This is a genomic window from Paraburkholderia sp. GAS41, from assembly GCF_050436545.1.
In the GTDB taxonomy this organism is placed as follows: Bacteria; Pseudomonadota; Gammaproteobacteria; order Burkholderiales; family Burkholderiaceae; genus Paraburkholderia.
The window spans coordinates 25,209-51,125 of sequence record NZ_JBNDMK010000017.1 but is presented as its reverse complement, the minus strand read 5'-3'; the positions used below and the strand labels follow the sequence as shown (position 1 = coordinate 51,125).

Sequence of the window (25,917 nt, the reverse complement as noted above, 5' to 3'; positions counted from 1 at the left end):
ACGTTACTCCTGCGTTTCGGCCTGCGGGTTCGCGCCTTGAGGCGCGCGCTTTTGCCGATGTGTCGTGCAATTGTCGACCACCCCCTTGAGCAGCCGCGCGTGATTCCCCGGATTCCTGGGCGTACTCAAGACACTGGTGATGCAGAACTCTCCGCAGCGGCATTCCGAGTCGTTGTACGGACAGTACATTTTTCCCCAGGCGTGCCCTTTGCCGCCGCTTCTGATGCGCCAGCCGGATGCTTCGGCATAGGCCAGCGCGTCTTCCCCTTCCTTCTTTGAATGCGTCCCTCGAATCCTCAATGAGCTCATGTTAAGTTCGTTGATTATGGTTGTCAATTGACAACCTGTTGCGATCAAGGCACGCACCGAGTGCGTTAGCGATTCGTTTTTCGAAGTAAGGGGGTGAGAGAAAATCTATCTCGCAAAAGTGCGTGCCAGATAGTGACTACATCATGGGGTGGGGTCTTCTGCAATGGAAAATACTTCGGCAGAAGTCATAGGAAAAACGGAATATCGGTGCGTGGCCGAATGGCAGAGTGCAGCATGCGGCGCCCCGACGAACCAGCAGGCAAACGGCCCGCGTTGCACGGGCCGTCGAATCCTCGCAGCTTAGGCGTAGGCGGTCTTGCGGGACGACACCATGAGGTAGTAGCAGAGGGCGCCGACAGCCAACGCCGGCAGCGTCGCACCCAGATTCGGCAACCATTGATTGATGACCTGGTACGCGGCGATCCCGATTGCCCATGAGATGAAAGCGCTCAAATGCCATCCGCCCGAGAAGCCGTATCGGCCTTGCAGGTCGGCGAGGGCAGCCGCTTCGATGCGGCGCTTGCGCAGGATGAAGTGATCCACCAGGACGACGCCGAACAGTGGCGCGAATACCGAGCCGATCAGGAGCAGGAAGTTCTGATACTTCGCCATCGGCACGAGCAGGGCGATCGCCGTGCACAGCGCGCCGAATGCCGCCGACAGCATCGGTACCGTGGCCCGCGTCCAGAAGGTGCCGGTCGAGACAGCTGCGGAGTGGATATCGGCGAAGGCGTTGTCCACTTCGTCGATCAGGATCAGCAGCAGCGCGAAGCCGCCGCCCGCTTGCGCGAGCGCGCCGGTCAGGAGCGCATCCCCGCCGCCTGCCGCGAGGCCGTAGATCGCACCGAGCGCGTAGAACCAGATGTTGGCGATGCCATAGCCGAGCAGCGTGCCGCGGAACGACTCGCCGGCGCGGCGGCCGAAGCGCGTGTAGTCGGCGATCAGCGGCAGCCACGACAAAGGCATGGCGACGACCAGGTCGATGGCGCCGCCGAACGACATATCGCCGGTCCCGGGGCGTCGCATCAGCGCGCCCAGATCGTGCCTGGCCAGCAGGTTCCACGACAGCCACGCCGCGCCCGCCAGCAGCAGCCAGATGCCCCAGGTCCGCAGGAAGCGGCGCACGAACGACAGCGGGCCGCTGATCGCGAGCAGCGTCGCCAGCAGGCCGAAGACGATCGTCCAGATGAGCGGAATCGACAGACCGAAGGCCTGCTTGGCGAGGGCGTCGGCGGAGTCGCGCATCACGATCACTTCGAACGAGCCCCAGCCGACCAGTTGCACGGCATTGAGCACCGCGGGCACCGAGGCGCCCCGCACGCCCAGCGTGGGCCGCAACGACGACATGGCCGCAAGCCCCGTATCCGTGCCGATCACACCGGCAAGCGCGAGCAGCACCACGCCGATCACGCTGCCGATGCCGATCGCCGCCAGCGCATGCGGCAGCGACAGACCCGGCACCAGCAACGCGCCCGCCTGGGCGACCAGCAGGCCGATGCCGAGCGAGAACCACAGCGCGAAGGCGTCGCCGGTGCGGAACGCGCGGCGCCCGTCAGGCACCGGCGTGAGCGGGGCGTAGGTAGAACCGGCGTCGCCGGCGAGTGGATCTTGTGCCATCTGGTGGTATCCCTTGTTTTGTAATCTGTACACGCTCGCGGGTCGTCGCGGCGCGGTCACTGTCATAATGCAGCACCGGGCCGCAGACTGCGCGCCGGCTCTTTCGCTGGCCGGGCGCGTGTCGTGCTGGGTTCGCGTGATGAGCCGAGCCACGCCTGGAAAGCCGAGATTATCCACAAAACATCATGTTTGAAGAAACCCGTGCCAATGTCCCGCTCGCCGAGCGACTGCGCCCCCGCAACATCGACGAAGTAATCGGCCAGAAGCATCTGCTGGGTCCGAACAAGCCGCTGCGGGTCGCTTTCGAGTCGGGCGAGGCCCATTCCATGATCCTCTGGGGGCCGCCGGGCGTCGGCAAGACCACGCTCGCGCGGCTCATGGCGGATGCCTTCCACGCTGAATTCATCGCGCTGTCGGCGGTGCTTTCGGGCGTCAAGGATATCCGCGAAGCCGTCGAGACCGCGCAAGTGCATCGCGCGCATGGGCATCAGACACTGGTGTTCGTCGACGAAGTGCACCGCTTCAACAAGAGTCAGCAGGACGCGTTTCTTCCGCACGTCGAATCGGGACTGTTCGTGTTCGTCGGTGCGACGACCGAGAACCCGTCGTTCGAAGTGAACAGCGCGTTGCTGTCGCGAGCCGCGGTGTATGTGCTGAAGAGTCTCGACGACGACGAGCAGCGTGAACTGCTCGAGCGGGCGCAGCGGGAACTCGGCGGCCTGACCTTCACCGACGAAGCGCGCGACGCGCTAATCGGTTCCGCCGATGGCGACGGCCGCAAGCTGCTCAACAACCTGGAAATCGTCGCGCGGGCGGCGGCGCAGCAAAAGACCACGGAGATCGACGGCGCGCTGCTGGGCAGTGCGCTCGCCGAAAACCTGCGCCGCTTCGATAAGGGCGGCGACGCGTTCTACGACCAGATCAGCGCGCTGCACAAGTCCGTACGCGGCAGCAATCCGGACGGCGCGCTGTACTGGTTCTGCCGCATGCTCGACGGCGGCGCGGACGCGCGCTATCTCGCGCGCCGCATCGTGCGGATGGCGTGGGAAGACATTGGACTTGCCGACCCGCGCGCCGCGCGCATCGCACTCGACGCCGCCGAAACCTACGAGCGGCTCGGCACGCCGGAAGGCGAACTGGCGCTGGCGCAGGCCATCATCTATCTGGCGGTGGCGCCCAAGTCGAACGCCGGCTACATGGCGTACAACGAGGCGCGGCGTTTTGTCAGCAAGGATCAGTCGCGCGGGGTGCCGGTGCATCTACGCAATGCGCCGACCAAGTTGATGAAGGAACTCGGCTACGGTCACGAATATCGCTACGCGCACGATGAACCGGACGCGTACGCGGCGGGCGAGACCTATTTGCCCGACGGCATGCGTGAGCCGCACTGGTACGCACCCACGCCGCGCGGACTCGAAGGCAAAATCGGCGAGAAGCTGGCGCGGCTTGCCGACCTCGACGCGCAATGGCGCAACGAGAACAAGGCAAAAAAGAACTGAGCGCCCAATGCGCCGGTGGCCCACGCGGGTGCGTTAAAATCCCAGCTTCACACAACGAATACCCGCCCCATCCCATGCTCGACATCCAGTTGCTGCGCAAAGACCTCGACGGCGTCGCGAAACGCCTCGCCGACCGCGGCTATACCCTCGACGTGGCGGTGTTCACCGCCCTCGAAGCGGAACGCCGTGCCGTTCAAACCCGCACCGAAGACCTGCAGGCGCGCCGCAACACCCTCTCGAAGCAGATCGGCGCAATGAAAGGGCGCGGCGAGGACACCTCGGCGGTGATGGCCGAAGTGGGCGGTATCGGCGACGAGATGAAGGCGTCAGCGGTTCAGCTCGAAGAGATCCAGAACCGGCTGTCCGATCTGATGCTCGGCATGCCGAACCTGCCGCACGAAAGTGTGCCGGCCGGCAAGAGCGAGGCCGATAACGTCGAAGTGCGCCGCTGGGGCGCGCCGCGCCAGTTCGATTTCGAAGTGAAGGATCACGTGGATGTCGGCACGCCGCTCGGCCTCGATTTCGAGACGGGCGCGAAGCTCTCCGGTGCGCGCTTCACCATGCTGCGCGGACAGATTGCGCGGCTGCATCGTGCGCTGGCGCAATTCATGATCGACACGCACACGCTGCAACACGGCTACACGGAAATCTATACGCCGTACATCGTCAATCCGGAGATCCTGTACGGCACCAGCCAGTTGCCGAAGTTCGCCGACGACATGTTCCGCGTGGAGAAGGGCGGCGGCGAAAATACGGTGACGCAGTATCTGATCTCCACTTCGGAAATTTCGCTGACCAACACGGTGCGCGAGAGCATTGTCGAAGCAGACACGCTGCCGATCAGGCTGACCGCGCACTCGCCGTGCTTCCGCTCGGAAGCGGGCACGTATGGGCGCGATACGCGCGGGATGATTCGCCAGCATCAGTTCGACAAGGTCGAGATGGTGCAGATCGTCGCGCCGGAAACCTCGTACGACGTGCTCGAGCAGATGGTCGGCCATGCCGAGGCGATCCTGCAGAAGCTCGAATTGCCGTATCGCGTCATTACACTGTGCACGGGCGACATGGGCTTCTCTGCCACGAAGACCTATGACCTCGAGGTCTGGTTGCCGGCGCAGAACACCTATCGTGAAATCTCGAGCTGCTCGAATACCGAGACGTTCCAGGCGCGTCGGATGCAGGCGCGTTATCGCAATGCGCAGGGCAAGCCGGAACTCGTGCATACGCTGAATGGCTCGGGGCTGGCAGTGGGCCGTACGCTTGTCGCCGTGCTGGAGAATTTCCAGAATGCGGACGGCTCGGTGACGGTGCCTGAAGCGCTGCGCCCGTACATGGGTGGCGTGGCTCGTCTCGAAGCGGCGTCCTGACCGGCACCTCGTTGCCGCTCGGGCGATTTGAATTTTCCGGGCCTCGAATTTGTTCGTGGGAGGGCTTGTAAAATTCAAAAAATGTTCTATAATCTTCGCTTCTCCGGTTGCCGACCAATGCCGGAGAAGTCGTAAAAATGCAGTATCCCGGAGAGGTGGCAGAGTGGTCGAATGTACCTGACTCGAAATCAGGCGTACGGTTTCCCCGTACCGTGGGTTCGAATCCCACCCTCTCCGCCAAGATTCTAAAAAGCCCCGCAGAAGAAATTCCGCGGGGCTTTTTGCTTTGCGCGACGTTTTTCCTTGACCGGAAATCGACCCCGCTTGCTGTGTACGCACCGGAGTAAAATTAACGGGTCAGTAACCCGCAACCACTCATCTGGTGCTGCAATGAAAACCCATCCCACCGACCAGCATCCGCGCAAGCAGCCCTCAAAGCTCACGCTGACTATCCTGACGTGGCTCGTTGCGATCGCGACACTCGGCGCGGGCATCGGTTGGCTGGTCTATCGCTACTACGTGGATATGGAAGTGCCTTACTTCGCGATCCCGCTGGTGCTGTGCGTGCCGGTCATCGTAGCGGTGGCCTTTCGGAACATGTGGGACTAGCGCTTGGTCAGATCCCGCCCGTGACCTTCTCGATCTCCTTAGCCGCACAGAGCGTTTTCTCTTCTTTCTGATCCTTCCCGAAACCGCCTGACCCCCGGCATGGCGGTGTTCGTCCCGGGCGCTGCCCGTACGGCCGCGTTAGCAATCCCCCGCCCTGCATCCGATCCCGCACTTGCTGCGTATTTCGAACATGGGCGCGCAATCCAACCCATCCTGAACTCACGCGCGCCCGGTTCATCCCGGAGACGCAGCCATGAGTCACGCCGCTTCGAATCCCCAGCCACGCGGTCAACGGATCGCCGTCGTCGGCGCCGGTATCTCGGGACTGGCGAGCGCCTACCTGCTGTCGAAGCACCATCACGTGACGCTGTTCGAGGCCGGCTCTTACCCCGGCGGGCACACCAACACGGTCGATGTAAAGCTCGAAGGGCACAGCCATCCCGTCGATACCGGCTTCCTCGTCTTCAACGATCGCACCTACCCGAACCTGATCGCCCTGTTCGCTGAGCTGGGCGTAGAGGCGCATCCGAGCGAGATGACGTTTTCCGTGTCGCTCGACGAAGGGCGTCTCGAATGGGCGGGCACCAACCTCAACACCGTCTTCGCGCAACGCCGCAACATGTTCTCGCCGAGCTTCATTGGCATGCTGCGCGACATCATGCGTTTTAACGGCAGCGCCGAGCGCAATCTGGACGTCGCGGTGCAAACCGGCGGCTCGATGGGCGACCTGCTGAGCGCCGGCGGCTACGGCGGCGCGTTTCAGCAGCACTACCTGCTGCCGATGGCCGCCGCGATCTGGTCGAGCGCGACCGCCGACGTTCTGAGCTTCCCCGCGACGACGTTCCTGCGCTTCTGTCTGAACCACGCGCTGCTGCAGGTCAACCGGCGTCCTCAATGGAAGACGGTGATTGGCGGTGGCCGCGAGTACGTGCGAAAAATTGTCAATACGCTCGACGACGTCCGCATCGGGACACCCGTGCGCGGCGTGCGGCGCGACGCGGATGGCGTCGACGTATTGACTGATCACGGCCCGCAGCGCTTCGACGCGCTGGTGCTGGCCACCCACGCGCCCGACACGCTGGCCATGCTCGACGACGCGGACGCCGCCGAACGCAGCGTGTTGCGCGCCGTGCGCTATCAGCCGAATGTCGCGGTACTGCATACCGATACGAATCTATTACCGCGCCGCCGCCGGGTCTGGTCGGCCTGGAATTACCTGGGCGGTCGTCATCTCGACGGGACGCGGCCGGTCTGCGTCAGCTATCTGGTCAATCAGTTGCAGCCGCTGCCGTTCGACACGCCGGTCGTCGTCACGCTGAATCCAGTGGTCGCGCCGTCGCCGGGCACCGAACTGCGCCGCTTCGTCTACGATCATCCGCTGTTCGATCTGGCCGCCATCGACGCTCAACGTCGTTTGCCCTCGCTGCAAGGGCGGCGTCGAACGTGGTTTGCGGGCGCATGGACCGGCTATGGTTTCCACGAGGACGGCCTGAAATCGGCGTTGCGCGTCGCGGCGGATTTCGACGCACTGCCGCAATGGGCCGCACGATGAACCGGGCGCCACTCGAACTGGCGGATAGCGCGGCATGGCTGATGGTGGGTCGCGTGATGCACGAACGGCTGCGGCCGCGTCATCATCGCTTCGCCTATCCGGTGTTCTACGTGCGCTGCAACCTGGCGCGCCTCGCCACGCTCGACAGCTGGTGGTTCGGTATCGACCGCTGGGGGCCGCTCAGTCTTTTCGCGCGCGACCACGGCCCGTGCGACGGCAGCGATCTCGACACATGGATGCGCGCGCAACTAACCGAAGCGGGTCTGCCCGCCGACGGTGAAATCTGGCTGCAGGCCTTTCCTCGTGTGTTCGGCTACGCGTTCAATCCGGTCAGCTTCTGGTTTTGTCACGATCGTGACAGCGCGTTGCGCGCGTTGCTGGCCGAGGTGCGCAACACGTTTGGCGCACGTCACAGCTATCTGTTGACTGCCCCAAACGGCGCGCCGATCGAGGCATCGACCGAGCTGGCTTGCCGCAAGGTGCTGCATGTGTCGCCCTTTTGCCAGGTTGAAGGCGGCTACCGCTTCCGGCTGCGCGAGACGCATGCAGCGTCGTCCGTGGCACTCGACTATCACGATGCCGACGGCCTGCTGATCCGCACGGTGCTCGGCGGCCGGCTGTATCCGTTGACACGCGCCGCGGCGCTAGGCGCGCTGGCGCGGCAGCCGTTGCTCACGCTCGGCGTGGTGGTTCGCATCCACTGGCAGGCGCTGCGGCTCTTCATCAAACACGTGCCGTTTTACGGCAAGCATCCTGCGCCGGGTCGCGCTGCCCACGTCCCGGACCCTCTTCATGAAGCCGATTCTGAAGCCGATTCTGAAGCCGCTTTTGAAGCCAACCACGCACACCATTCTTCGTCGATTGAGGAGATTCAGCCATGACGCTTTCAAGGACCCTGAGCGGACCTCAAGGCGCCCCTGCGTCGGGCCGTCTGTTTTTGTCGTTGCTCGAACGGATTCGCGTCGGACACCTGGTGCTCATCACGCCTGATGGCCAGCCGCGCGTGTTCGGTGATCCGCACGCCGCGCCCGGCGCGCGCCTGGAGTTGCGAGACTGGCGCGCATGCGGGGCGATTCTGCGCAAGGGCGATATCGGCTTTGCCGACGCATGGCGGCAACGCTGGGTCGATACGCCGGATCTCGCCGCACTCCTGCGCGTGGCGATCCGTAACGAGCGTGCCTTGCAACGCACCGTCTACGGCGGCTGGCTCGCGCAGATCTGGTACGGCATGCGGCACCGCCTGCGTCGCAATACGCGCTCCGGCAGCCGGCGCAACATCCACGCCCACTACGACATCGGCAATGCGTTCTACGCGCAGTGGCTGGACCAGAGCTTTACGTATTCGAGCGCCGTGTTCGACGGACACTTCGAGGCCTCGCTCGAAGAGGCGCAGGACGCGAAATACCAGCGGATCATCGATACGCTCGGACTGCGTGCCGGCATGCGGGTCCTCGAGATCGGCTGCGGATGGGGCGGCTTCGCGATTTACGCGGCGCGCCAAGGGATTCACGTGCACGGCGTGACCATTTCGCTCGCGCAGCTCGAATTCGCTTTGCAGCGCGTGTATGAACAGCGCCTCTCCGATTGCGTCAAGCTCGAACTGCGCGACTATCGCACGCTGACCGGCCAGTACGACGGCATCGTCTCGATCGAGATGTTCGAAGCCGTCGGCGAGAAATTCTGGCCTGCTTACTTTCGCATCCTGCGTGAGCGGCTCGTGCCAGGCGGCCGGGCGCTGGTGCAGACCATCACGATCGACGATTCGCACTTCGCCGCCTATCGCGCCACCAGCGACTTCATCCGCGAATATATTTTCCCGGGCGGCATGCTGCCGAGCCCGCAGCGCTTCCTTGCGGTGGCGCAGCGCGCGAAGCTCGCGGGTCAGGTGTCGCTTGCGTTTGGCGGCGACTATGCGGAGACGCTGCGCCGTTGGCGCCATGCTTTCGAGACCCAACTCGAGGCCATCCGCGCGCAAGGCTTCGACGAAACCTTCGTGCGGACCTGGCGTCTGTATCTCGCGTATTGCGAGGCCGGCTTCGACGAAGGTCGTACCGACGTGATGCAGTTCGTACTCGCACCGGCCGAGCGGGACTGAAATGCGTACGTTCGCCGCCTTGCTGCTGCTGGTGTGGGCCGTGTCGGCGAACGCCGGCTGGCACAGCGACGTCGAGTCGGCGCGGCTCGTCGGCGAGGGCGATTTCAGCGTGTTCGGTTTCACGCTGTACCGCGCGCAGTTGTGGAGCGAGCGCGAGCCGGTCGACTACGAAGAGCGTTTCGCGCTGCGTCTGACCTACCTGCGTAGCATCAAAGGCAAGCGGCTCGCCGATACCGGTCTGGAGGAAATCAGGCGCCAGGCGAGCGCACCCATTCCGCCTGAGACGCTCGAACGCTGGCGCGACAACATGTTGCGCGCCTTCGGCGATGTCGAGCCCGGCGATCAGCTAAGCGCCGTGTTTCTGCCGGGCAAGGGCGTGCGGTTTTATTCAGGTGAGCAGGAGACCGGCGAGTTCGACGACCCGGCGTTCGCGCGGGCGTTTTTCGGCATCTGGCTCGATCCGTCCACGCGCGCACCGTCGTTGCGCAAGCACTTGCTGGGTGAAGCGGACTGATGCGCAGCCGTTTGCGCGTCGATGAAGCGTGCGCTATCCGCCAGCACCGGTGCAAGCGCACGTAGCGGCGCAGCGAGCGCCGCGGCCAGCAGCACATGTCCCACCAACGGATAGTGTTTCACCTCGACGCTGTCACCGGCCGCCCGCAGCTTCGCAGCGAGGCGGTCGGTATTGCCCGGGTCGACCGTGGTGTCGCGCTTGCCGACGGCGAGAAACATCGGCGGCTCGTCGCCACTCACGAAGTTGATTGGCTGGCTCGCCGCGCGCACGGACAGCGGGAAGATTTCCTCGAGAACCGGGTCGGTGAGTGGCAAAAAGTCATACGGTCCCGCGAGCCCGATGACGCCGCTCAGATCCCGCTTGCTCATCTGTTGTGCGCCGAGATACTGGCCGTCGGTGGCCAGCAGCACGGCAATGTGCGCGCCAGCAGAATGTCCCATCAGGAAAACGCGGGTCGGATCGCCGCCGAACTCAGCGGCGTGATCGCGCGCCCAGCGCACGGCTGCGGCGGCGTCCTCCATGAAGCTGGGGAAGCGGACCTCCGGCCAGGTTCGATAATCGGGCAGGACCGCGACATAGCCGCGCGAGGCCAACGCTTCGCCGACGAACCGATAGTCGCCGCGCTTGCCGTTCTGCCAGCTGCCGCCATAGAAAAACACCACAACGGGCCGGCCACGCTGAGCCGTTGGGTTAGCGGCGCCGGGCGGTTCGTACACATCGAGTTTCTGGCGCGCATCGCGGCCATACGGAATCGCTGTGCTGATCCGAAACGTGTGATTCGGCGTGACGGCGTTCAGTAAAGCGGTCCCGCTGCAGCCGCCGAGCGTGGTAAGGGCGAGTGCGGTGGTCACGGCAAACAGGTGTCGAGGCATGGGTGAGGGCATCGGTCCGAAGGAAAGGTGTCATCCTGTTTACGCGCAGCGGCCGCCAGCGGATGCAAGCGAACGCGCGGAGGGTGTCTCCATCATCCGGATTCCCATCTAGAACGAGAACCCCACGGTCTGCAGCAACAGCACGACATTCAGCGCCAGCACGGCAAGGGTGCCCGCCACCGCGGCGAGGTTCGTCAGGCGACGGTTTCGGTACACGCCCATCAGGTCGCCCCGCGACGTGAACCACACCAGCGCGATCATCGGCACAGGCAACGCGATACTCAGGACAACCTGGCTCAACACCAGGGCGTGGGTCGCATCGACGCCCCAGGCCACCACCCCGAAGGCGGGCGCCATGGTGACGAGGCGGCGCACACCGACCGGAACGCGAAAACCGACGAAGCCCTGCATGATCATCTGGCCCGCCATGGTACCCACCACCGAGCTCGAGATTCCGGACGCAATCAATGCAGCAAGAAATAGCCCTGCCGCGGCGCTGCCGAGCAAGGGCGTCAGCGTATGCCAGGCGGTTTCGATGCTGGCGATTTCCGGGTGAGCCTGATGAAACGCACTGGACGCCATGATGACCATCGCCATATTGATCAGGCCCGCGGCACCGAGCGCGACGACGACTTCGATGTTGGAAAACTTCAGCAGCCTCGCTCGATCCCGCTCGTTGCGCGGCGTGACGCGATTTTGCGTGAGGCCGGAATGCAGAAACAGCACATGAGGCATCACGGTAGCGCCGATGATGCCCACGCAAATGGTGAGCGCGTTGCGATCGGGGATGTCCGGTTTGACGGTATGCAGAAACACCGCAGGCCAGTGCACGAGCGCGATCAGCAGTTCGGCCAGATACGACAGGCCGATTACCCCCACGAGTGCGGCGATCACCAGTTCCAGCGGGCGGAAGCCTTTTTTCTCGAACTGCAGCAGTCCATAGGTCACCACTCCCGTGACGACCATGCTCGCCATCATGGGCAGATGCAGCAGCAACGAGACGCCGACGGCGCCGCCGACGAACTCGGCCAGGTCGGTGGCCATCGCGGCGATCTCGCTCATGCCCCACATGGTGTACACATAGCGGCGCGGCAGCGCATCGCGGCACAGTTCGGCGAGGTTGCGTCCGGTGACGAGACCGAGCTTGGCGGACAACGACTGAAACAGCATGGCGATGATATTCGCCACGGCCACCACCCACAGCAGCGTATAACCGTATCCGGCGCCCGCCTGGATGTTGGTCGCGAAGTTGCCCGGGTCCATGTAAGCAATCGAGGCGACGATCGCGGGCCCGGCAAATGACAGCATTACGCGTGCTCCGCGGCGCCGGCCGGCGAGCGCTTCGCGCACGTGGAAGCAGGTCTGCTCGGTCAGGGTCTGCGGCACGACCGCCTGACGCATGGCTTCGTTCATGACATCTCCTGTCCGTCGTCAACCGGGGTCAAGCGCTAGGATGAGAGGGGTTCGGCCAACGGAATCGCAAGCACCGTTCCTGCGATCCGTTGCCGGCCTTTTCTGCAGATACGCCTCAGGCGCTCATGTTGAGCACGCCGTTCACGCCGTTCGGGAAGAAGCCGCCCTTGACCGCCGCCGTACTGGTCAGATAGACGATGTTGAGCACGTCGGAATACGAGCGCCCGAACGCGAGGCCGTTGCTGTCGAGCGGCACGATGTTGGACGTGCCCGCAGTGGCGCCGCTGATGCCCTGGTCGTCGTTGCCGACCTGATCGAGGCTGTCGCGCGCGGCGGAGATCGCGTTGGCCGCGGTGATCAGGCTCGCCGTGTCGAGGCCTTTCGCATACAACGTCGTGCGTACGAGACCCGCGTGATACGCCTCGGCCGCAAGAATGCCTGCGGCGGCGGTGAGGAAGGTCTTGCTCGCGAGCAGCGGCGCGGCGCCCTTATAGGCGGTCACGCCGACGTCCTCGAAGATAAACGCGCCGAGCAGAAAGTTGTTGTCGCTCGCATATGGGTCGAACGCGACGCCTGCTGCAACCAGACCCGCCGCGCGTGCCGCGACGGAAAACGCGCCATTCGGGTTGGTGCCGCTCACGTCGATCGACGGCATCGCGACCGCCGCCGAACCCAGCGCGCTGCGCAGGAAGGCGACGTGCTCGCGCTCGTCGTTGGCGATCTCGTTGGCGTAGGCCTGTACCAACGGATCCTGGAACGGCACCTGAGCGCCGGCCATGACCGTGCCTTGCGTGCCGACGCCACTGAGCATGCTGGCCGGCAGACCGCTGCCGGTTGTCGCGTAGGTATAGAACTGGGCTTCGAGATATTCGAGATTCAGGGCGAAGTTGAGAATTTCCTCGTCGGTCGGTGCGGCCGTCTGCGCCATCGAGGAGATACCGGAGCCGCCGCCGCAAGCGCTGATCAACGTGCCGCCTACGAGTCCTAGGCTCAGGCCGCCGGCATTCCGGAAAAATTGTCTGCGTTGTTTGCGACGCTCGACTCTTCGGTCAAATGTATCGATTAGGGATACTGAATTAATAGGGCTCTGCTTCGACTGTTCGGACATGACCGTGCTCCTCAGGTAATTCGCAGGGAAAGCCGCGCGATTCACGACGCAAACGCGGACACAACGGCGTACACGACGGAACGACTGACGCGTTGCACTGACGCAAATCGCGGACACGAAGACACACCGCCATTCAACGAAGAATCTTTTGCGACCCAGAAGAGGCGAGTCCTCAACGCACTTTACGAGGCGAATCCGATGGTGGATGCAGCGCGTGCAAAAGATATTTGCGTGCGAGTGCAACAATCCATGCGAAAGCGCAGGACGTACCGCACGTTTTTGGCCTCTCGCAAGCTGACGCGCGAGGGCTCGTCATGTGAGCGTTCAGCGCGTCGCTGCACGTCACAGCACGAGCGTGAGGTGCCCAGAACCTGCCCCGCTCGCCATCCTCTGTACAATTCCCCCATCGACGACCGGTTTGGGGCCCTGCGTGCGCTTTGGCGCCGCCTCGCACTTCAGCCGGGTTGCCTTCCGCATCCGGACGCGGATCGCTGTTTGCCGCGACGCGTTCACCAACCGCCTTTGATTTCATGGCCATTACCTACAAGACTCCCGACGACATAGCCGCGCTGCGCATTGCCGGACGCCTCGCCGCCGACGTGCTCGCGATGATCGGCGAACACGTGCAGGCAGGCGTATCGACGGACGAACTCGACGCGCTTTGCAACGACTACATCGTTAATACGCAGAAGGCCATTCCGGCGAATGTCGGCTACCTGGGTTTTCCGAAGACAGTCTGTACGTCGGTCAACCAGGTGGTCTGCCACGGCATTCCGAGCCGGGCTGAAATCCTCAAGGACGGCGATATCGTCAATATCGACGTGGCCGTGATCAAGAACGGCTACTTCGGCGACACGAGCCGCATGTACTGCGTCGGCAAGCCGAGTACGGTGGCGCGGCAACTGATCGACACGACCTATGAGGCGACTCTCGCCGGCATCCGCGAAGTGAAGCCGGGCGCTACGCTCGGCGACGTCGGCCACGCCATCCAGAAGGTTGCGCAGCGCGACGGTTTCTCGATCGTGCGCGATTACTGCGGCCATGGCATCGGCAAGGTTTACCATGAAGATCCGCAGGTCCTGCACTATGGTCAGCCGGGGCAGGGCGTACGGCTGAAGCCGGGCATGGTGTTCACCATCGAGCCGATGATCAACGCCGGCCGGGCCGGCACCACCGTCCTGCGCGACGGCTGGACGGTGGTCACCAAGGACCGCTCGCTGTCGGCCCAATGGGAGCATATGGTGACGGTCACGGAAGACGGTTTCGAGTTGCTGACGCCCTGGCCGGACGGCACCGGCAGTTACGAGGCGCCATAAGGGCGCTGCCACAAGCAGCCGCCGTCAAGACCGTCTGCGCACAATTCCACAAAATAAGGATTTGACTCGCGCGCCGGTTCGGTTAAAGCTACGCCTTAGTGTTACAAGGGGTTTTCGTCTGCATGAGTCCGTCATTGACCGTTCGCCGCATCGCCGCTGATCAGGGCGCAGTTTTACGCGAACTCCGTACTGCGTCGCTGCGGGAAGCGCCCTATGCCTTCGGCGCGACGCTCGAGGACGCCCTCTCGGTCGACGCTGCAACTTTCGATGTCACCGCGGTTGATCATGCGGCTTCGAATGCGGCTGCTTCGTTCATTCTCTACACCGAGGGGCATCCCGCCGGGCTCATCGAAGCGCATTTCGAAGACAGCGCCGCGCCGCGCGCCTTTGTTGGCGAGCTGTGGGTCGCCCCGGCGGTGCGCCATCTGCGCGGTGGCGAGCTGCTCGTCAATACCGCCAGCGAGTGGCTGGCCGGTGCAGGCGCCGAAGAAATCTACGCGTGGGTGGCCGACGCCAACCGCAACGCCATGCGTTTCTACGAGCGCCTCGGCTTCGGCCCGACCGGCGAGCATGCCCGCACGGCGCGTTCACCCGAGCAGTCGGAAAGCCTGCTGGTGCGCCATGTGCAGCGCGCCTCGCAAGCCTCCTCCCAGTGATCCGGCGAGCGGTCCCGCCGGGCGCCGCTCCCTTTCTTCCCCCGTCGCTGCAGCCTCTGCCGCCCCTGATTGGGGCGCGGCGTTCATTCACATCGCCGAAAATACTGGCTCCGCGCGTGGACGCCTGTAAAATACGCAAAATTTTTTGCCGAACGCTATGTCGCCCAAGAAATCGCCATATTTCGAACTCCGCAGTGGCACCGTCGACACGCTCCTGTTCGTGGTCAAGACGACCGACCTCGACGCCATGCGTGCCGAACTGACCCGGCGCTTCGAGGCGACCCCCGAATTCTTTGCTAACGACGTCGTCGCCATCGACGTGCGCCGCCTTGCGGACGACGAGCGCGTGCCGCTCGCCGAGATCGCCCAACTGCTCGACAGCGTGCGGATGCGCCCGGTCGGCGTGGTGGCGAATCCCCAGCAGGGCTGGGCGGCCGAGTCCGCGTTGCCGCTGCTCGAAGCGCGCGACCGGCGCGGTGCAGGCGCCAAAACGGCGGCTGAAGAGGCTGCCGAGGACGCGCAGGGCGCCGGGCGTACCGTCGATGCCGGCAGCACGGTTCCGGTGCAGGGCGAGCTGGCGATGGACGTGCCGGCCACGGCGGTCGAAGTGGTGGCGGGCGGGCCTGTCGCAGGCGGCCAGCCAGGTGCGGCTGGCGAGGGCGCGAAGCTCGTCACCTCGTCGCAGACCACGGTAGTCGACAAGCCGCTGCGTTCTGGCCAGCGCATCTACGCCAAGGGCGATCTGGTGGTCCTCGGCCTCGTGAGCTATGGCGCGGAAGTCATCGCCGAGGGCAATATCCATATTTATGCGCCGCTGCGCGGCCGGGCGCTGGCCGGCGTGCACGGCAACCACGATGCGCGCATTTTCTGCACGTGTCTCGAGCCGGAACTGATCTCCATCGCCGGTATTTACCGGACGACTGAGAACCCGCTGCCGCCCGATGTACTCGGCAAACCGGTGCAGATCTGGCTCGAAGACGAAAAGCTGATGATTGAACCGCTGCGGCTCACCTGATTCTGTTGCGCGCGCCGTGCCCGGCGCGTGCCTGATGCTGGCTGCCGCCGGACTTATTTGAACGAATCTGACGAACACAGGGTAAGGGTAATGGCAAAAATCATTGTGGTGACTTCGGGCAAGGGTGGCGTGGGCAAGACGACCACGAGCGCGAGTTTTGCATCGGCCCTGGCGCTACGGGGCAGCAAGACGGCCGTGATCGACTTCGACGTCGGCCTGCGTAACCTCGACCTCATCATGGGCTGCGAACGGCGTGTGGTGTACGACCTGATCAACGTGATCCAGGGCGAAGCCAACCTCAACCAGGCGCTCATCAAGGACAAGAAGTGCGAGAACCTGTTCATCCTGCCGGCCTCGCAGACGCGTGACAAAGACGCGCTGACGATGGAAGGCGTCGAAAAGGTCATCAACGACCTGATCGCGATGGACTTCGAATTCATCGTCTGCGATTCGCCGGCCGGTATCGAATCGGGCGCGTTGCTGGCCATGCACTTCGCCGACGAAGCGCTGATCGTGACGAACCCGGAAGTGTCGTCGGTGCGCGATTCGGACCGCATTCTCGGGATCCTGTCGTCGAAGACCAAGCGCGCTATCGAAGGCAAGGAGCCGATCAAGGAACACCTGCTGATCACGCGCTACAACCCGAAGCGTGTCAGCGAAGGCGAAATGCTCTCGCTGACCGATATCCAGGAAATCCTGCGCATCGATCTGATCGGCGTGATTCCGGAATCGGAAGCGGTGCTGCACGCATCAAACCAGGGCTTGCCGGCAGTCCACCTCGACGGTACCGATGTCGCTGAAGCCTACAAGGATGTCGTGTCGCGTTTCCTCGGCGAGCAGAAGTCGCTTCGCTTTACCGATTACCAGAAGCCAGGCCTCTTGCAGCGCCTCTTCGGCACCAAGTAAGGGGAGCGCACGTAATGTCGATTCTTTCGTTTTTGCTGGGCGAGAAGAAGAAGTCCGCGTCAATAGCGAAGGAACGCCTGCAGTTGATCATCGCGCATGAGCGCGCCGGCGGCCATGCGCCTGCCGATTATCTGCCTGCGTTGCAACGCGAACTCGTCGCCGTGATTTCCAAGTACGTGAAGATTTCCGATGAGGATATTCGCGTCAGTCTCGAGCGCCAGGATGATCTCGAAGTGCTCGAGGTCAAGATCGAAATTCCCCAGGCCTGATTCCTGACGAAGCTGCCTGTATGAGATGTATGTGGCGCACCCGTTGGCCTGCTGCGAACGGGTGCGCGAGCACGCTGCGGTTCCGTGTCGCTCAGTCCGTTCGGTTGATTCCCCTTACCCTTGTTGTGCCCCGCCTGTTCCGCTGCATTTGCCTCTACCCTGTCCCCGTCGCGTCTGTTCGACAGATTCCTTGCGCGCGAAATATTCCGTTGCACTTGTGGGCCTCGCGTTACGTCTGCGAGGTCAGCCAAAACGTCCTCTCGCGCATTAAAGGGATAACGCCCTCACCGGCGCTTTAACCAAGAGGAAAAAAATGAACAAAACTTTTCGCTTGCTGCTCGCTCAGGCTGTGTTGATCGCCGCGGGCGCCTCGGTTGTCGGTTCGGCATCCGCTGCTGAAGTCGTCGTGATTGCGCCGTCGGCTCCGCCGCCGGTGCGCTACGAAGCCATGCCGGCACCGCGCCACGGCTTTGTATGGGATCAAGGTCACTGGCGCTGGGATCACGGCCGTTATGTGTGGGTGCCGGGTCACTGGCAACCCGAACGCGTCGGTTACCACTGGGTGCCGGGCCACTGGGTCGCACACGGTCCGAACTATCACTGGGTCGAAGGGCACTGGGGTTGAGTATTCACGCCGCGCGCCATCGGTGTGCTGGCTGGCTGCGCGCTCGCGGAGAGTAGCAATGAAACGGAATCTATTGGCTATCGCCCTGGTGGCGATCACGCTGGCCGGTTGTGTCGTGGTGCCGGCTCGACCGGTGTATATCCGGCCGGCACCCGTCGTGATTTATTGACCGGATGATGAACCGCGCGATCTCTACGGCGCGCCGCCGCGGAGATCAGCGGGGCGGAACGTTGGCCTCGTTGGCTTCGTCCGCTTCCGGTTCTTCCCCGATCAGGGCCTCGGGCACTTCCGGGACGGGCGCCGGGGCCGGTTGCGGAGGCGGTGCCAGATAGCGCTGCGACAACGACTCGTACAGCGGCGGTGCAAAGAGACGCGAGACGCGGCTGGCGATCAACGCGGTCGCCATCAACGAGATCACCAGCGCGTGGCCGTTGATCATTTCCATCACGATCACGAACGACGTAATCGGCGCCTGCGTCACTGCGGCCATGTAACCGACCATGGCGAGCGCGATCAGCATCTGCAACTGCATGCTGCCGAACACCATATGCAGCAGATTGCCGAAACCGGCGCCGATCGACAGCGATGGCGCAAAAATGCCGCCCGGAATGCCCGGCAGATACGAGCCGACCATCGAGATCATCTTCAGAAACGGATAGAACACCGACAGGTGTTCGCGACCGTCGAGCAGGCCGCGCGCTTCCGCGTAGCCGCTGCCGAAGGTCATGCCGCCGGAAATCAGTCCGACCACCGCAATCACGAGCCCGCACAACGCACCGAATGCGACCGGCCGCTGGCTATGCAATTGACGCAGCGGCGCGGGGATCCAGCGCGCGGTATTGAGCAGTAGCCAGCCAAAGAAGCCGCCGGCGATGCCGGTCACGATAGCGGTGAGGACGACGGCCACCGCCAGCAGATCCGGAAAATGCGCGCCGATCTCGATCGTGCCGAAATACGTGTAGTTACCGTTGAGGCCCAGCGCAATCACCCCCGCGACGATGATCGCGGTAATCAGCACGCCGCTCGCGCGCGCTTCGAAGCTGCGGGTGAGTTCCTCGATGGCGAAGACGATCCCGGCAAGCGGCGTGTTGAACGCCGCCGACAGGCCCGCCGAGGCGCCGGCGAGCACGAGTTGCCGCTCGATCAACGCATTCGAGCGCGGGTAGAAGCGCCGCAAGTTGAACATCAGGGCCGCGCCGACCTGCACGGTCGGTCCTTCGCGGCCAATCGTAAAGCCGCCGAGGATAGCGAGGAACGAGACGAGCACCTTGCCGAACATGATGCGAAACGACAGCAGACGCGTGCCGTATTCGGCTGGTTTGGCGTGCAGGGTAGCGATCACCTGCGGAATACCGCTGCCCTCCGCGCCGCGAAAGAATTTTCGCGTGAGCCACACGGACAGGGCGGCGACGGACGGCGTCACGATCAGCGGCAGCCAGCTGTGCCGTTGCTGCATCACGCGGAACTCGCCGTAGCCGAAGTCGATGAGCCTGGCATAGAGCACCGCAATGAGGCCGACCGCGATGGCACCGAGCCAGAACACACCGTATTGGCGCCACAGACGGCGCGTGCGCCGGGCGACGGCGGAGGAGAAAGGTGGGAATGCCCGCATGGGATGATCGCTCAGGCAAAGGGTGAATTATAGCGATCGATCGGGGCGCCCGACCGTGCGAAAGGTAAATGAAATAAATGTGACGGGTAGCCTGGTTGAGCGATAATCCGCCGTCCTCTGGCTGGACCTCGCGGCGGCAAACCTGCAGTCGCGCGTATCAGATGAAAGCACGCTCGGCTAAAATGGCGTTGCGACCGAAACTATCACGGGCTACTTAATGAAGCGAATTCTTATCGTCAAGGTGACTTCACTCGGCGATATTGTGCAGGCCCTGCCGGTCATTGCCGACATCAAACGGGCATTTCCGGGCGTGCAGGTCGACTGGGCCGCGGACGAGGCGTTTGTCGAAGTGGTGCACTGGAGCCAAAGCGTGGATCGCGTGCTGTTTGCACCGCTGCGTCGCTTCAAAAAATCGCGCCGCTGGGTCGACCTCAAGGCGATTGCGGCTTCCATCGGCGAGTTGCGGGCCTTTCGCTACGATTGCGTGATCGACATTCAAGGTGTCTACAAGAGCGCGATCATCGCCTTTCTGGCGCGCTCGTCGCGCCGCTTCGGCTATCGCAACAAGGATCTGGGCGAACTCGGGGCCGCCTTCGCCTATACGGGCCGCTTTGGTCCGCGTCCACTCGGCAACGCCTGGCAAGGCATGCGTATCAGCGCGGGCGAAGTGCTGGGCTATCAGCCGGAAGGACCCGCCGTCTACGATATGAAACTGCCCGAGGCGGATGCCGCGCCGTTCGAAGCCGGTGACGCACCGGTCGCGGCGCTGTTTCACGCCACGTCCAAAGACGACAAGAAATGGCCGGTCGCGCATTGGGGCGCCGTCGGCAATGAACTGGTGCGGCGCGGTTTTCGTGTGGTGTTGCCGTGGGGTTCGTCCGGCGAGCGTGAAGAAGCCGTTGCTATCGCGGCGTTGGTGCCGGGCGCCACCGTTTTGCCGCAGATGAGCGTGAACGGCATCGCCCACATGATCGACGCTTGCTCGCTGGTTGTCGGTACGGATACCGGCTTTGTGCATGTTGCCCATGCGCTGCAAAAGCGCACGGTGATGATCTTCGTCGCGACCTCGCCGTCGCATTTCGGCATTGAAGCGCCGTATCGCTCCATTTCCATCGGTGACGGCCATTCGGTGCCGCCCGTGAGCGAAGCCTTGCAGGCCATCGACTACGTGCACAGCAGCCCGCTCGATACCTCTGCGGCGCAGCATCCCGCCACGTCCGCCTGAGCGGTTTCTGCCGGCCCGTCATTCGCGCCTCATGGGCGTGAAGAAGAACAGGCGGCCCGCCTCTCGTACAAAGAAAAAAGGCGTGGCGCACAGCCCGCTCAAACCATCGCGCGCTGCCGCGACACGCCTCTAAAAACGCCCGCGTCGGGGAACGACGGGCGAGAGGATCCTGCAATGAACACAACAGACCTGCATCCATAGAGACTGCTTGCGCAACGCTGAGTTCAATCGCAGCTTCGGGGCAGAGTCTGGTGTTGCCGCTGTGTCGCCTGCGGGAACGGCAGCGGCGCGGGCACATTACACGGCTGTTAAAAGTGTCGCTTTTAGTAGGTTCCCGATACGCCGCACACGAAGGACGTCGGCCTGCGAATCGGGCGCAATTCACCTACATGGAGAGTGACGTTCAACTCACGCTGCGGCGCTGTCAGACGCCGACTGCCTGCCAGAGCGCCTCGCGCGGCGGGCGCTGTGCGTGGTCGTTGCACGATGGGCGTGCATGCGAGGCGGCGCGCGTGATTTTTACTTCGTATCCGACTCGGCGGCCGCCGCAAAACCTGTAACCGTGCACCCATCAACGCTTACAAAATGCAACGCCCGCGCGAGGACGCTTCGTGTCCAATCAACAGCATTCGAGGTTCACTCGAATAACACTGAAACGACTGGAGAACGATGTGAAACGCTTGACGCTAACTTTGATTGCAGGTGTGTTGCTGGCCGCTACGCTGGGTGGTTGCGTGATCGCACCGGCACCGGGTTACTACGGCGGGGGCTACGCCCATCATGGGTACTACTATCGATAGGCGCGGGGAGTCATAGCGTGGGCCTAGCTCAGCATCAACTCGAACGCCACCACCGCGACGATGGCTGCCACGTTGGCGGCGAGCGCTTCGAGCAGGATCGTTTTCCAGCTGGATGGGCGGAAGCGGATGGCCAGCAGCAGCGAGCACAACAGGGCCAGCGCGATGATGATCACGATGTCGGAGTTCTGCAGATGAAGTCTCACCGTGGCCTCCCTGATCATTGGTCTGTGACTTGAGTATAGGCAGGTCAAAAAGCCGTGCAAGCAGGGGAAAGCAGTAGGGATGAGGGCGGCCAGCGAGACTGTCCGCTGCAGGTATGCAGCGGACAGTTCGTGGCGGGTTGGCACTTACATCAAACGGGTGTCGCGCGTCTCGCGCATGCACAGCACGCCGAGCAGACTGACCGCGGCGGCGATCGACACATAGGCGCCGACCCATGTCAGCCCGCCGTGCGCGGCCAGCACCTGGGCAATATACGGTGCGACCGACGCGCCGAGAATCCCGCCCAGGTTATACGACACGCCTGCGCCCGTATAGCGCACGTTGGTGGGAAAGAGTTCGGGCAACAGCGCGCCCATCGGCGCGAAGGTCACGCCCATCAGGAACAGCTCGATCACGAGGAACAGCAGCACGAGCGGCATGGAACCGCTGCCGAGCAGCGGCGCCATGGTGAAGCCCGACAGGATCGCCGCGACGATACCCACGATCAGCACTGGCTTGCGGCCATAGCGGTCGCTGGCCCACGCAGACAGCGGCGTGGCGAGCGCCATGAACAGCACGGCGACGCACAGGAGTCCGAGGAAGCTCTGACGCGGAATATGCAGCACCGATACGCCGTACGAGAGCGAGAACGTGGTGGCGTTGTAGAACAGCGTGTAGCAGACCACCATCGCCAACGCGCCCAGCATCGTCGGTCGCCAGTATTGCGCGCAGAGCGTCGCGATCGGCACACGCACCCGTTCGTCGCGCTCTATGGCGGCGCGAAAGGCCGGCGTTTCGGCGATCTTCAGACGCACGTACAAGCCAAGCGCCACCAGCACCGCGCTGACGATGAACGGGACGCGCCAGCCCCAGCTACGAAACTGCTCGTCGGAGAGCGAGACCGCGAGGCCGAAGAACAGGCCATTGGATGCCAGAAAGCCGATCGACGGTCCAAGTTGCGGAAACATGCCGAACCAGCCGCGCTTGCCGGCCGGGGCGTTTTCGGTGGCGAGCAGCGCCGCGCCGCCCCATTCGCCGCCGAGGCCGATCCCCTGACCGAAGCGCAGGATGCACAGCAGGATCGGCGCGAGGCTGCCGATCGAGTTATAGCCGGGCACGAAACCGATCAGCGTGGTCGAGAGGCCCATCACCAGCAGTGAGGCGACGAGTGTCGATTTGCGGCCGATGCGGTCGCCGAAGTGGCCGAACAGGAACGAGCCGATCGGTCGCGCGACGAACGCAATGCCGAACGTGACGAACGCCGAGAGCGCCTGCGCCGTAGCGGAGCCGTGCGGGAAGAACACCGGTCCGATGACGAGTGCGGCGGCGGTTGCATAGACGTAGAAATCGTAAAACTCGATCGCAGTGCCGATGAAGCTCGCGAAGATGATCCGCGCGCTGCTGTTTTGACCCGCCGCGTCTGGCTGGGCCGCGGAAATCGGCGAAGTGGACATTCAAGGTCTCCAGTTTTTTGACGTTGTGTGGCATCGCCGAGTGGGCGATGCGCCCAGGCAGCGTGCTGCAAGGCGCGCGGGTGGCGCGGCAACGCGAGGGGCGAGCTGTGCGGCGCCGGCGGGTGAGCGGGCGGCGACAGCGGTACCGGAGCGTTCCGGCAGTGGGGTGGGAAAATTATAACGTGAGGGTGCGCAAGCCGTGAGACGCGGCCGCGCGGTCGTGAGCACGCGTTGCTACGTGCGTTCAATCAATCGTTTGAGCTTGCGGCGAGGCGAACTCGCGGAGCTGGAACTTGCCGTTGTCGTTGAACAGCCAGTCTTCGAACAGTTCGACCTGGCCGCGCGCATTGAGCAGTTTCGCGGGCGGCAAAGGCAGCGGCGCTGCGCGCCGCAGCGTGGCGAGCGCAGTGCTTTCGGCTTCGTCGTCGCCGTTGGTGCGATACACCGCAGATTGCAATACGTGGCCTTCGCGGTCGACCGTGAAGGAGACCACCACCAGCGAACGCAGCATCGGTTGCAGCGTGCCTTCCAGCACGTAGGACGGATTGCGATCGAGGATGCGTCGCGCGACCGCGATGCGGTATTGATCGAGCGTCAGGCTGTTCACTGCGGCCGGAGGCGTGATGAGTAGCGGCCGATCCGGCGGCGTGATCGTGCAACCGGTTGCCGCCAACGCAATCGCGAGCGTGAGCGCGGCGCCGCGTGCGCGCAATGACCACGCGTGACGGGCGGATGTCGTGCAACGAAGATGACGTGTGCGGGTGAGCATCGCAGGAGAGGCGCCTGAGCAGAATGTCTTTTGATGGTAGTCAAAAGCCGCCAGGTTTCAATGAGCATTGGCCCTGAATGGTCGGTGGCGCACGCTTGCCGTGCGAGCGACGCATGAGCATTGCAGGTGACATAGATGCGCCTGACTGTCTCTGTCAGAATCGTAGTGTTATCGACTTGTGCGATTTTTTAATCGACGGACGCCATGAATAACACCATCACCCCGCCCATCTCGTTGGTCCTCTTCGACCTCGACGATGTGTTGTGTCACTACGATCGTTCGGCGCGCATCGCGCATATTGCGGCGGTCGTGGGCCGCGATGCGCAAGCCGTTCGTCAGGCGATCTGGGACTCGGGTCTGGAAGGACGCGCCGACGCCGGTTTGGTTAGCGATGCAGATTACATTGATGAACTCGGCGCGCTGTTGAACTACCCGCTCACGCTGGACGATTGGCTCAACGCACGTCGTGCCGCGATGACGCCGGACGTCGAGACGATTGCTCTCGCGAAAGCGGTGGCTGCTCACCACAGAATCGCGGTGCTGACCAACAATTGCTGTCTGCTTGCCGATCACATTCATTATCTGTGTCCACCCGTCGCCGAGGTTTTCGGCGCGCAGGTTTACGCCTCGGCTTCGTTCGGCGCCGCCAAGCCTTCCCCTGATCTGTATCGGCGCTGTGTGGCGCATCTTGGCGTGGCGGCTGCAGAGACGTTTTTTATCGACGATGTCGAGGCGAACGTCGCCGGTGCGATCGAGGCTGGACTGCGCGCGTACCGGTTCACGGGTAACGCGGCGCTCGGGCGCGAACTGGCTTACCATCGCTTGCTATAGTCACGCGGCTGCGGACGCTTGCAGTGAGGCGTCCGATGCTGAGCCATCACGAACGTGATGCTCATCCTGCCTCCGCGATCTCGCGGAACATATTCTGCTAGTCCATTCTTGACAAATACCTTGCGATGTAACGCGCTGAAAAATACACAAGGTCTTAAGTAATTGTATTGCGGCTCGGAGTGGAATAGCGTTCAGTAGTACTTTGGGACACCATGTCGGTGCCGGTTTCTGTCGTGGAGAGTGTTGTGAAAAGGTTGAATATTTTGCTTGGAGTGGCAGCTGCTGCGATGGTCTGTGCAAGCGGCGTGACACAGGCAGCACGTGTGGGGGTGTACATCGGGGGTGGAGGCTACTATTACCCGGCGCCGTATTACTACGCGTACCCGCCGGCGGTCGCCGTGCCGGTGCCGGTTCCGGCAGAACCGCAAGAGTACGTGGAGCAAGGTCAGCCGGGCCCGGCGCCGGTGCAGGCAGCGCCTGGACAGCAGAACGGTACCTGGTACTACTGCGACGACTCGAGGACTTACTACCCGTATGTGAAGTCGTGCTCGTCGGGTTGGCGTCCGGTGCCGGCGCAGCAATCGCAAGGTCCTTCAAACTAAAAAGTGCGTTACCGCAAAGAGAAGCAAATGAAATATTCAAGGTTAGCTTTGATTGCCTCGCTGGGTTTGCTCGGCGCGTGCTCGGTCATGCCTCCCGGCCCTAGCGTCATGGCGCTGCCCGGAACCGGTAAGACTTTCGATCAGTTCCGCGCTGACGACAATTCGTGCCGGCAGTTTGCGTTTCAGCAGGTGGGCGGCACGACGACCAACCAGGCGGCGACCAACAGCGCGGTGGGCAGCGCTGTTGTGGGCACGGCGCTCGGAGCGGCGGCAGGTGCGGCCTTCAACGGCGGTGCCGGCGCGGCGGTTGGCGCCGGTGCGGGCCTGCTGGCTGGCACGCTGTTCGGGGCGAGCGCTTCGCAAGGTTCGGCGTACGACGTGCAGCGCCGCTATGACTATGCGTATTTGCAGTGCATGTATGCGAGCGGCGACCGGATTCCGGTGCAGGGCCGCATGCGCACCATCCAGCCTTCCGACGGCGGCGGTTATGTGACCGCACCGCCGCCCCCGCCGCCGGGTTCCCCGCCACCGCCTCCACCCGGGGCGTATTGAGCGGACCGACCTTACCCGCGGTTGTTCACGTGAACGCGGCTGCCGTTTTCAACGGCGGCCGCGTTGTCATTGGAAGCGGGAATTTGACGCTGCTGCACTGAGCCGGCGCCGGCTCGGCGAGCGAATCGG

Annotated in this window: 26 protein-coding genes, 1 tRNA gene and 1 pseudogene; 19 read left to right on the top strand and 9 right to left on the bottom strand. The window is 63.4% G+C overall.

The genetic code is table 11. The features are described from left to right. Nucleotides 1-3: 3 nt before the first annotated feature. Nucleotides 4-309 carry a hypothetical protein gene (locus P3T43_RS22255; RefSeq protein WP_429283298.1) on the bottom strand — a complete coding sequence of 102 codons (306 nt, stop codon included), beginning with the start codon at nucleotides 307-309 and terminating at the stop codon, nucleotides 4-6. 300 nt (nucleotides 310-609) lie between these two features. Further along, on the bottom strand, nucleotides 610-1,926 hold the full coding sequence (cytX, locus tag P3T43_RS22250; protein ID WP_429283198.1) for a putative hydroxymethylpyrimidine transporter CytX: 1,317 nt from the start codon (nucleotides 1,924-1,926) through the stop codon (nucleotides 610-612). 185 nt (nucleotides 1,927-2,111) lie between these two features. Here cytX and P3T43_RS22245 point away from each other — a divergent pair, with 185 nt between their 5' ends. From P3T43_RS22245 to P3T43_RS22210, 8 genes and pseudogenes are all read left to right on the top strand, one after another. After that, nucleotides 2,112-3,425 (top strand): replication-associated recombination protein A, encoded by a 1,314-nt coding sequence (locus tag P3T43_RS22245; protein ID WP_429283197.1) that lies wholly within the window; start codon nucleotides 2,112-2,114, stop codon nucleotides 3,423-3,425. A 74-nt stretch (nucleotides 3,426-3,499) separates the two neighbouring features. Beyond that, nucleotides 3,500-4,792, top strand: a complete 1,293-nt coding sequence (gene serS, locus P3T43_RS22240; RefSeq protein WP_429283196.1) for a serine--tRNA ligase — start codon at nucleotides 3,500-3,502, stop codon at nucleotides 4,790-4,792. A gap of 149 nt (nucleotides 4,793-4,941) precedes the next feature. Then, nucleotides 4,942-5,032: transfer RNA gene (locus P3T43_RS22235), tRNA-Ser, on the top strand. A gap of 150 nt (nucleotides 5,033-5,182) precedes the next feature. Further along, a complete protein-coding gene (locus P3T43_RS22230; RefSeq protein ID WP_429283195.1) occupies nucleotides 5,183-5,401 on the top strand; it encodes a hypothetical protein in 219 nt (72 codons plus the stop codon). A 253-nt stretch (nucleotides 5,402-5,654) separates the two neighbouring features. After that, the gene (locus tag P3T43_RS22225; RefSeq protein ID WP_429283194.1) at nucleotides 5,655-6,953 is read left to right on the top strand and encodes an NAD(P)/FAD-dependent oxidoreductase; all 1,299 of its coding nucleotides are present in this window, start codon (nucleotides 5,655-5,657) and stop codon (nucleotides 6,951-6,953) included. After that, the gene (locus P3T43_RS22220) at nucleotides 6,950-7,834 is read left to right on the top strand and encodes a DUF1365 domain-containing protein (protein WP_429283193.1); all 885 of its coding nucleotides are present in this window, start codon (nucleotides 6,950-6,952) and stop codon (nucleotides 7,832-7,834) included. Before P3T43_RS22225 ends, P3T43_RS22220 begins: the two co-directional genes overlap by 4 nt. Next, complete coding sequence (locus P3T43_RS22215; RefSeq protein WP_429283192.1) at nucleotides 7,831-9,048, top strand: class I SAM-dependent methyltransferase; 1,218 nt, start codon at nucleotides 7,831-7,833, stop codon at nucleotides 9,046-9,048. The genes P3T43_RS22220 and P3T43_RS22215 overlap by 4 nt, the downstream gene beginning before the upstream one ends. Before the next feature lies 1 nt (nucleotide 9,049). Further along, nucleotides 9,050-9,490: pseudogene (locus tag P3T43_RS22210) on the top strand (chalcone isomerase family protein); the annotation flags it as partial. Here the strand turns inward: P3T43_RS22210 and P3T43_RS22205 are convergent. The 3 genes from P3T43_RS22205 to P3T43_RS22195 all read right to left on the bottom strand — a co-directional run bounded on the left by P3T43_RS22205 (nucleotide 9,433) and on the right by P3T43_RS22195 (nucleotide 12,955). Beyond that, complete coding sequence (locus P3T43_RS22205) at nucleotides 9,433-10,434, bottom strand: alpha/beta hydrolase (protein ID WP_429283191.1); 1,002 nt, start codon at nucleotides 10,432-10,434, stop codon at nucleotides 9,433-9,435. The pseudogene P3T43_RS22210 and the gene P3T43_RS22205 overlap by 58 nt on opposite strands. Before the next feature lie 108 nt (nucleotides 10,435-10,542). Further along, nucleotides 10,543-11,847, bottom strand: coding sequence for an Nramp family divalent metal transporter (locus P3T43_RS22200; protein WP_429283190.1), 1,305 nt, complete (start codon nucleotides 11,845-11,847; stop codon nucleotides 10,543-10,545). A gap of 115 nt (nucleotides 11,848-11,962) precedes the next feature. Continuing rightward, a complete protein-coding gene (locus P3T43_RS22195; RefSeq protein WP_429283189.1) occupies nucleotides 11,963-12,955 on the bottom strand; it encodes a ferritin-like domain-containing protein in 993 nt (330 codons plus the stop codon). Between the two features lie 530 nt (nucleotides 12,956-13,485). Between P3T43_RS22195 and map the strand changes: the two genes are divergently transcribed. From map to P3T43_RS22165, 6 genes are all read left to right on the top strand, one after another. Continuing rightward, complete coding sequence (gene map, locus P3T43_RS22190; RefSeq protein ID WP_429283188.1) at nucleotides 13,486-14,271, top strand: type I methionyl aminopeptidase; 786 nt, start codon at nucleotides 13,486-13,488, stop codon at nucleotides 14,269-14,271. A 122-nt stretch (nucleotides 14,272-14,393) separates the two neighbouring features. Continuing rightward, a complete protein-coding gene (locus P3T43_RS22185) occupies nucleotides 14,394-14,927 on the top strand; it encodes a GNAT family N-acetyltransferase (protein WP_429283187.1) in 534 nt (177 codons plus the stop codon). Between the two features lie 157 nt (nucleotides 14,928-15,084). Continuing rightward, nucleotides 15,085-15,942, top strand: a complete 858-nt coding sequence (gene minC, locus P3T43_RS22180) for a septum site-determining protein MinC (RefSeq protein WP_429283186.1) — start codon at nucleotides 15,085-15,087, stop codon at nucleotides 15,940-15,942. Between the two features lie 90 nt (nucleotides 15,943-16,032). Further along, nucleotides 16,033-16,848, top strand: a complete 816-nt coding sequence (gene minD / locus P3T43_RS22175; protein ID WP_006048490.1) for a septum site-determining protein MinD — start codon at nucleotides 16,033-16,035, stop codon at nucleotides 16,846-16,848. Nucleotides 16,849-16,862: 14 nt separating this feature from the next. Continuing rightward, nucleotides 16,863-17,117: a cell division topological specificity factor MinE gene (gene minE / locus P3T43_RS22170; RefSeq protein WP_074263652.1), complete on the top strand. Its 255-nt coding sequence runs from the start codon at nucleotides 16,863-16,865 to the stop codon at nucleotides 17,115-17,117. A 313-nt stretch (nucleotides 17,118-17,430) separates the two neighbouring features. Further along, nucleotides 17,431-17,742, top strand: a complete 312-nt coding sequence (locus P3T43_RS22165; RefSeq protein ID WP_429283185.1) for a YXWGXW repeat-containing protein — start codon at nucleotides 17,431-17,433, stop codon at nucleotides 17,740-17,742. 214 nt (nucleotides 17,743-17,956) lie between these two features. Here the strand turns inward: P3T43_RS22165 and P3T43_RS22160 are convergent, their stop codons facing one another. Further along, entirely contained in the window at nucleotides 17,957-19,354 is a 1,398-nt protein-coding gene (locus tag P3T43_RS22160; RefSeq protein ID WP_429283184.1) for a chloride channel protein, read from the bottom strand. Between the two features lie 217 nt (nucleotides 19,355-19,571). Here P3T43_RS22160 and waaC point away from each other — a divergent pair, with 217 nt between their 5' ends. Beyond that, nucleotides 19,572-20,579 (top strand): lipopolysaccharide heptosyltransferase I, encoded by a 1,008-nt coding sequence (gene waaC / locus P3T43_RS22155; RefSeq protein ID WP_429283183.1) that lies wholly within the window; start codon nucleotides 19,572-19,574, stop codon nucleotides 20,577-20,579. Nucleotides 20,580-21,250: 671 nt separating this feature from the next. Next, on the top strand, nucleotides 21,251-21,379 hold the full coding sequence (locus tag P3T43_RS22150) for a hypothetical protein (protein WP_429283182.1): 129 nt from the start codon (nucleotides 21,251-21,253) through the stop codon (nucleotides 21,377-21,379). 23 nt (nucleotides 21,380-21,402) lie between these two features. Here the strand turns inward: P3T43_RS22150 and P3T43_RS22145 are convergent, their stop codons facing one another. The 3 genes from P3T43_RS22145 to P3T43_RS22135 all read right to left on the bottom strand — a co-directional run bounded on the left by P3T43_RS22145 (nucleotide 21,403) and on the right by P3T43_RS22135 (nucleotide 23,803). Next, nucleotides 21,403-21,582, bottom strand: coding sequence for a hypothetical protein (locus P3T43_RS22145; RefSeq protein WP_429283181.1), 180 nt, complete (start codon nucleotides 21,580-21,582; stop codon nucleotides 21,403-21,405). 144 nt (nucleotides 21,583-21,726) lie between these two features. Continuing rightward, a complete protein-coding gene (locus P3T43_RS22140; protein ID WP_429283180.1) occupies nucleotides 21,727-23,034 on the bottom strand; it encodes an MFS transporter in 1,308 nt (435 codons plus the stop codon). Between the two features lie 244 nt (nucleotides 23,035-23,278). Then, nucleotides 23,279-23,803, bottom strand: a complete 525-nt coding sequence (locus P3T43_RS22135) for a TonB family protein (protein ID WP_429283179.1) — start codon at nucleotides 23,801-23,803, stop codon at nucleotides 23,279-23,281. Nucleotides 23,804-24,019: 216 nt separating this feature from the next. On the opposite strand from P3T43_RS22135, the gene P3T43_RS22130 reads away from it, so the two are divergent. From P3T43_RS22130 to P3T43_RS22120, 3 genes are all read left to right on the top strand, one after another. Further along, entirely contained in the window at nucleotides 24,020-24,634 is a 615-nt protein-coding gene (locus P3T43_RS22130; protein ID WP_429283297.1) for an HAD family hydrolase, read from the top strand. 245 nt (nucleotides 24,635-24,879) lie between these two features. Beyond that, nucleotides 24,880-25,236 (top strand): hypothetical protein, encoded by a 357-nt coding sequence (locus tag P3T43_RS22125; RefSeq protein WP_429283178.1) that lies wholly within the window; start codon nucleotides 24,880-24,882, stop codon nucleotides 25,234-25,236. Nucleotides 25,237-25,263: 27 nt separating this feature from the next. After that, nucleotides 25,264-25,788 carry a hypothetical protein gene (locus tag P3T43_RS22120; protein WP_429283177.1) on the top strand — a complete coding sequence of 175 codons (525 nt, stop codon included), beginning with the start codon at nucleotides 25,264-25,266 and terminating at the stop codon, nucleotides 25,786-25,788. Nucleotides 25,789-25,917 lie beyond the last annotated feature (129 nt).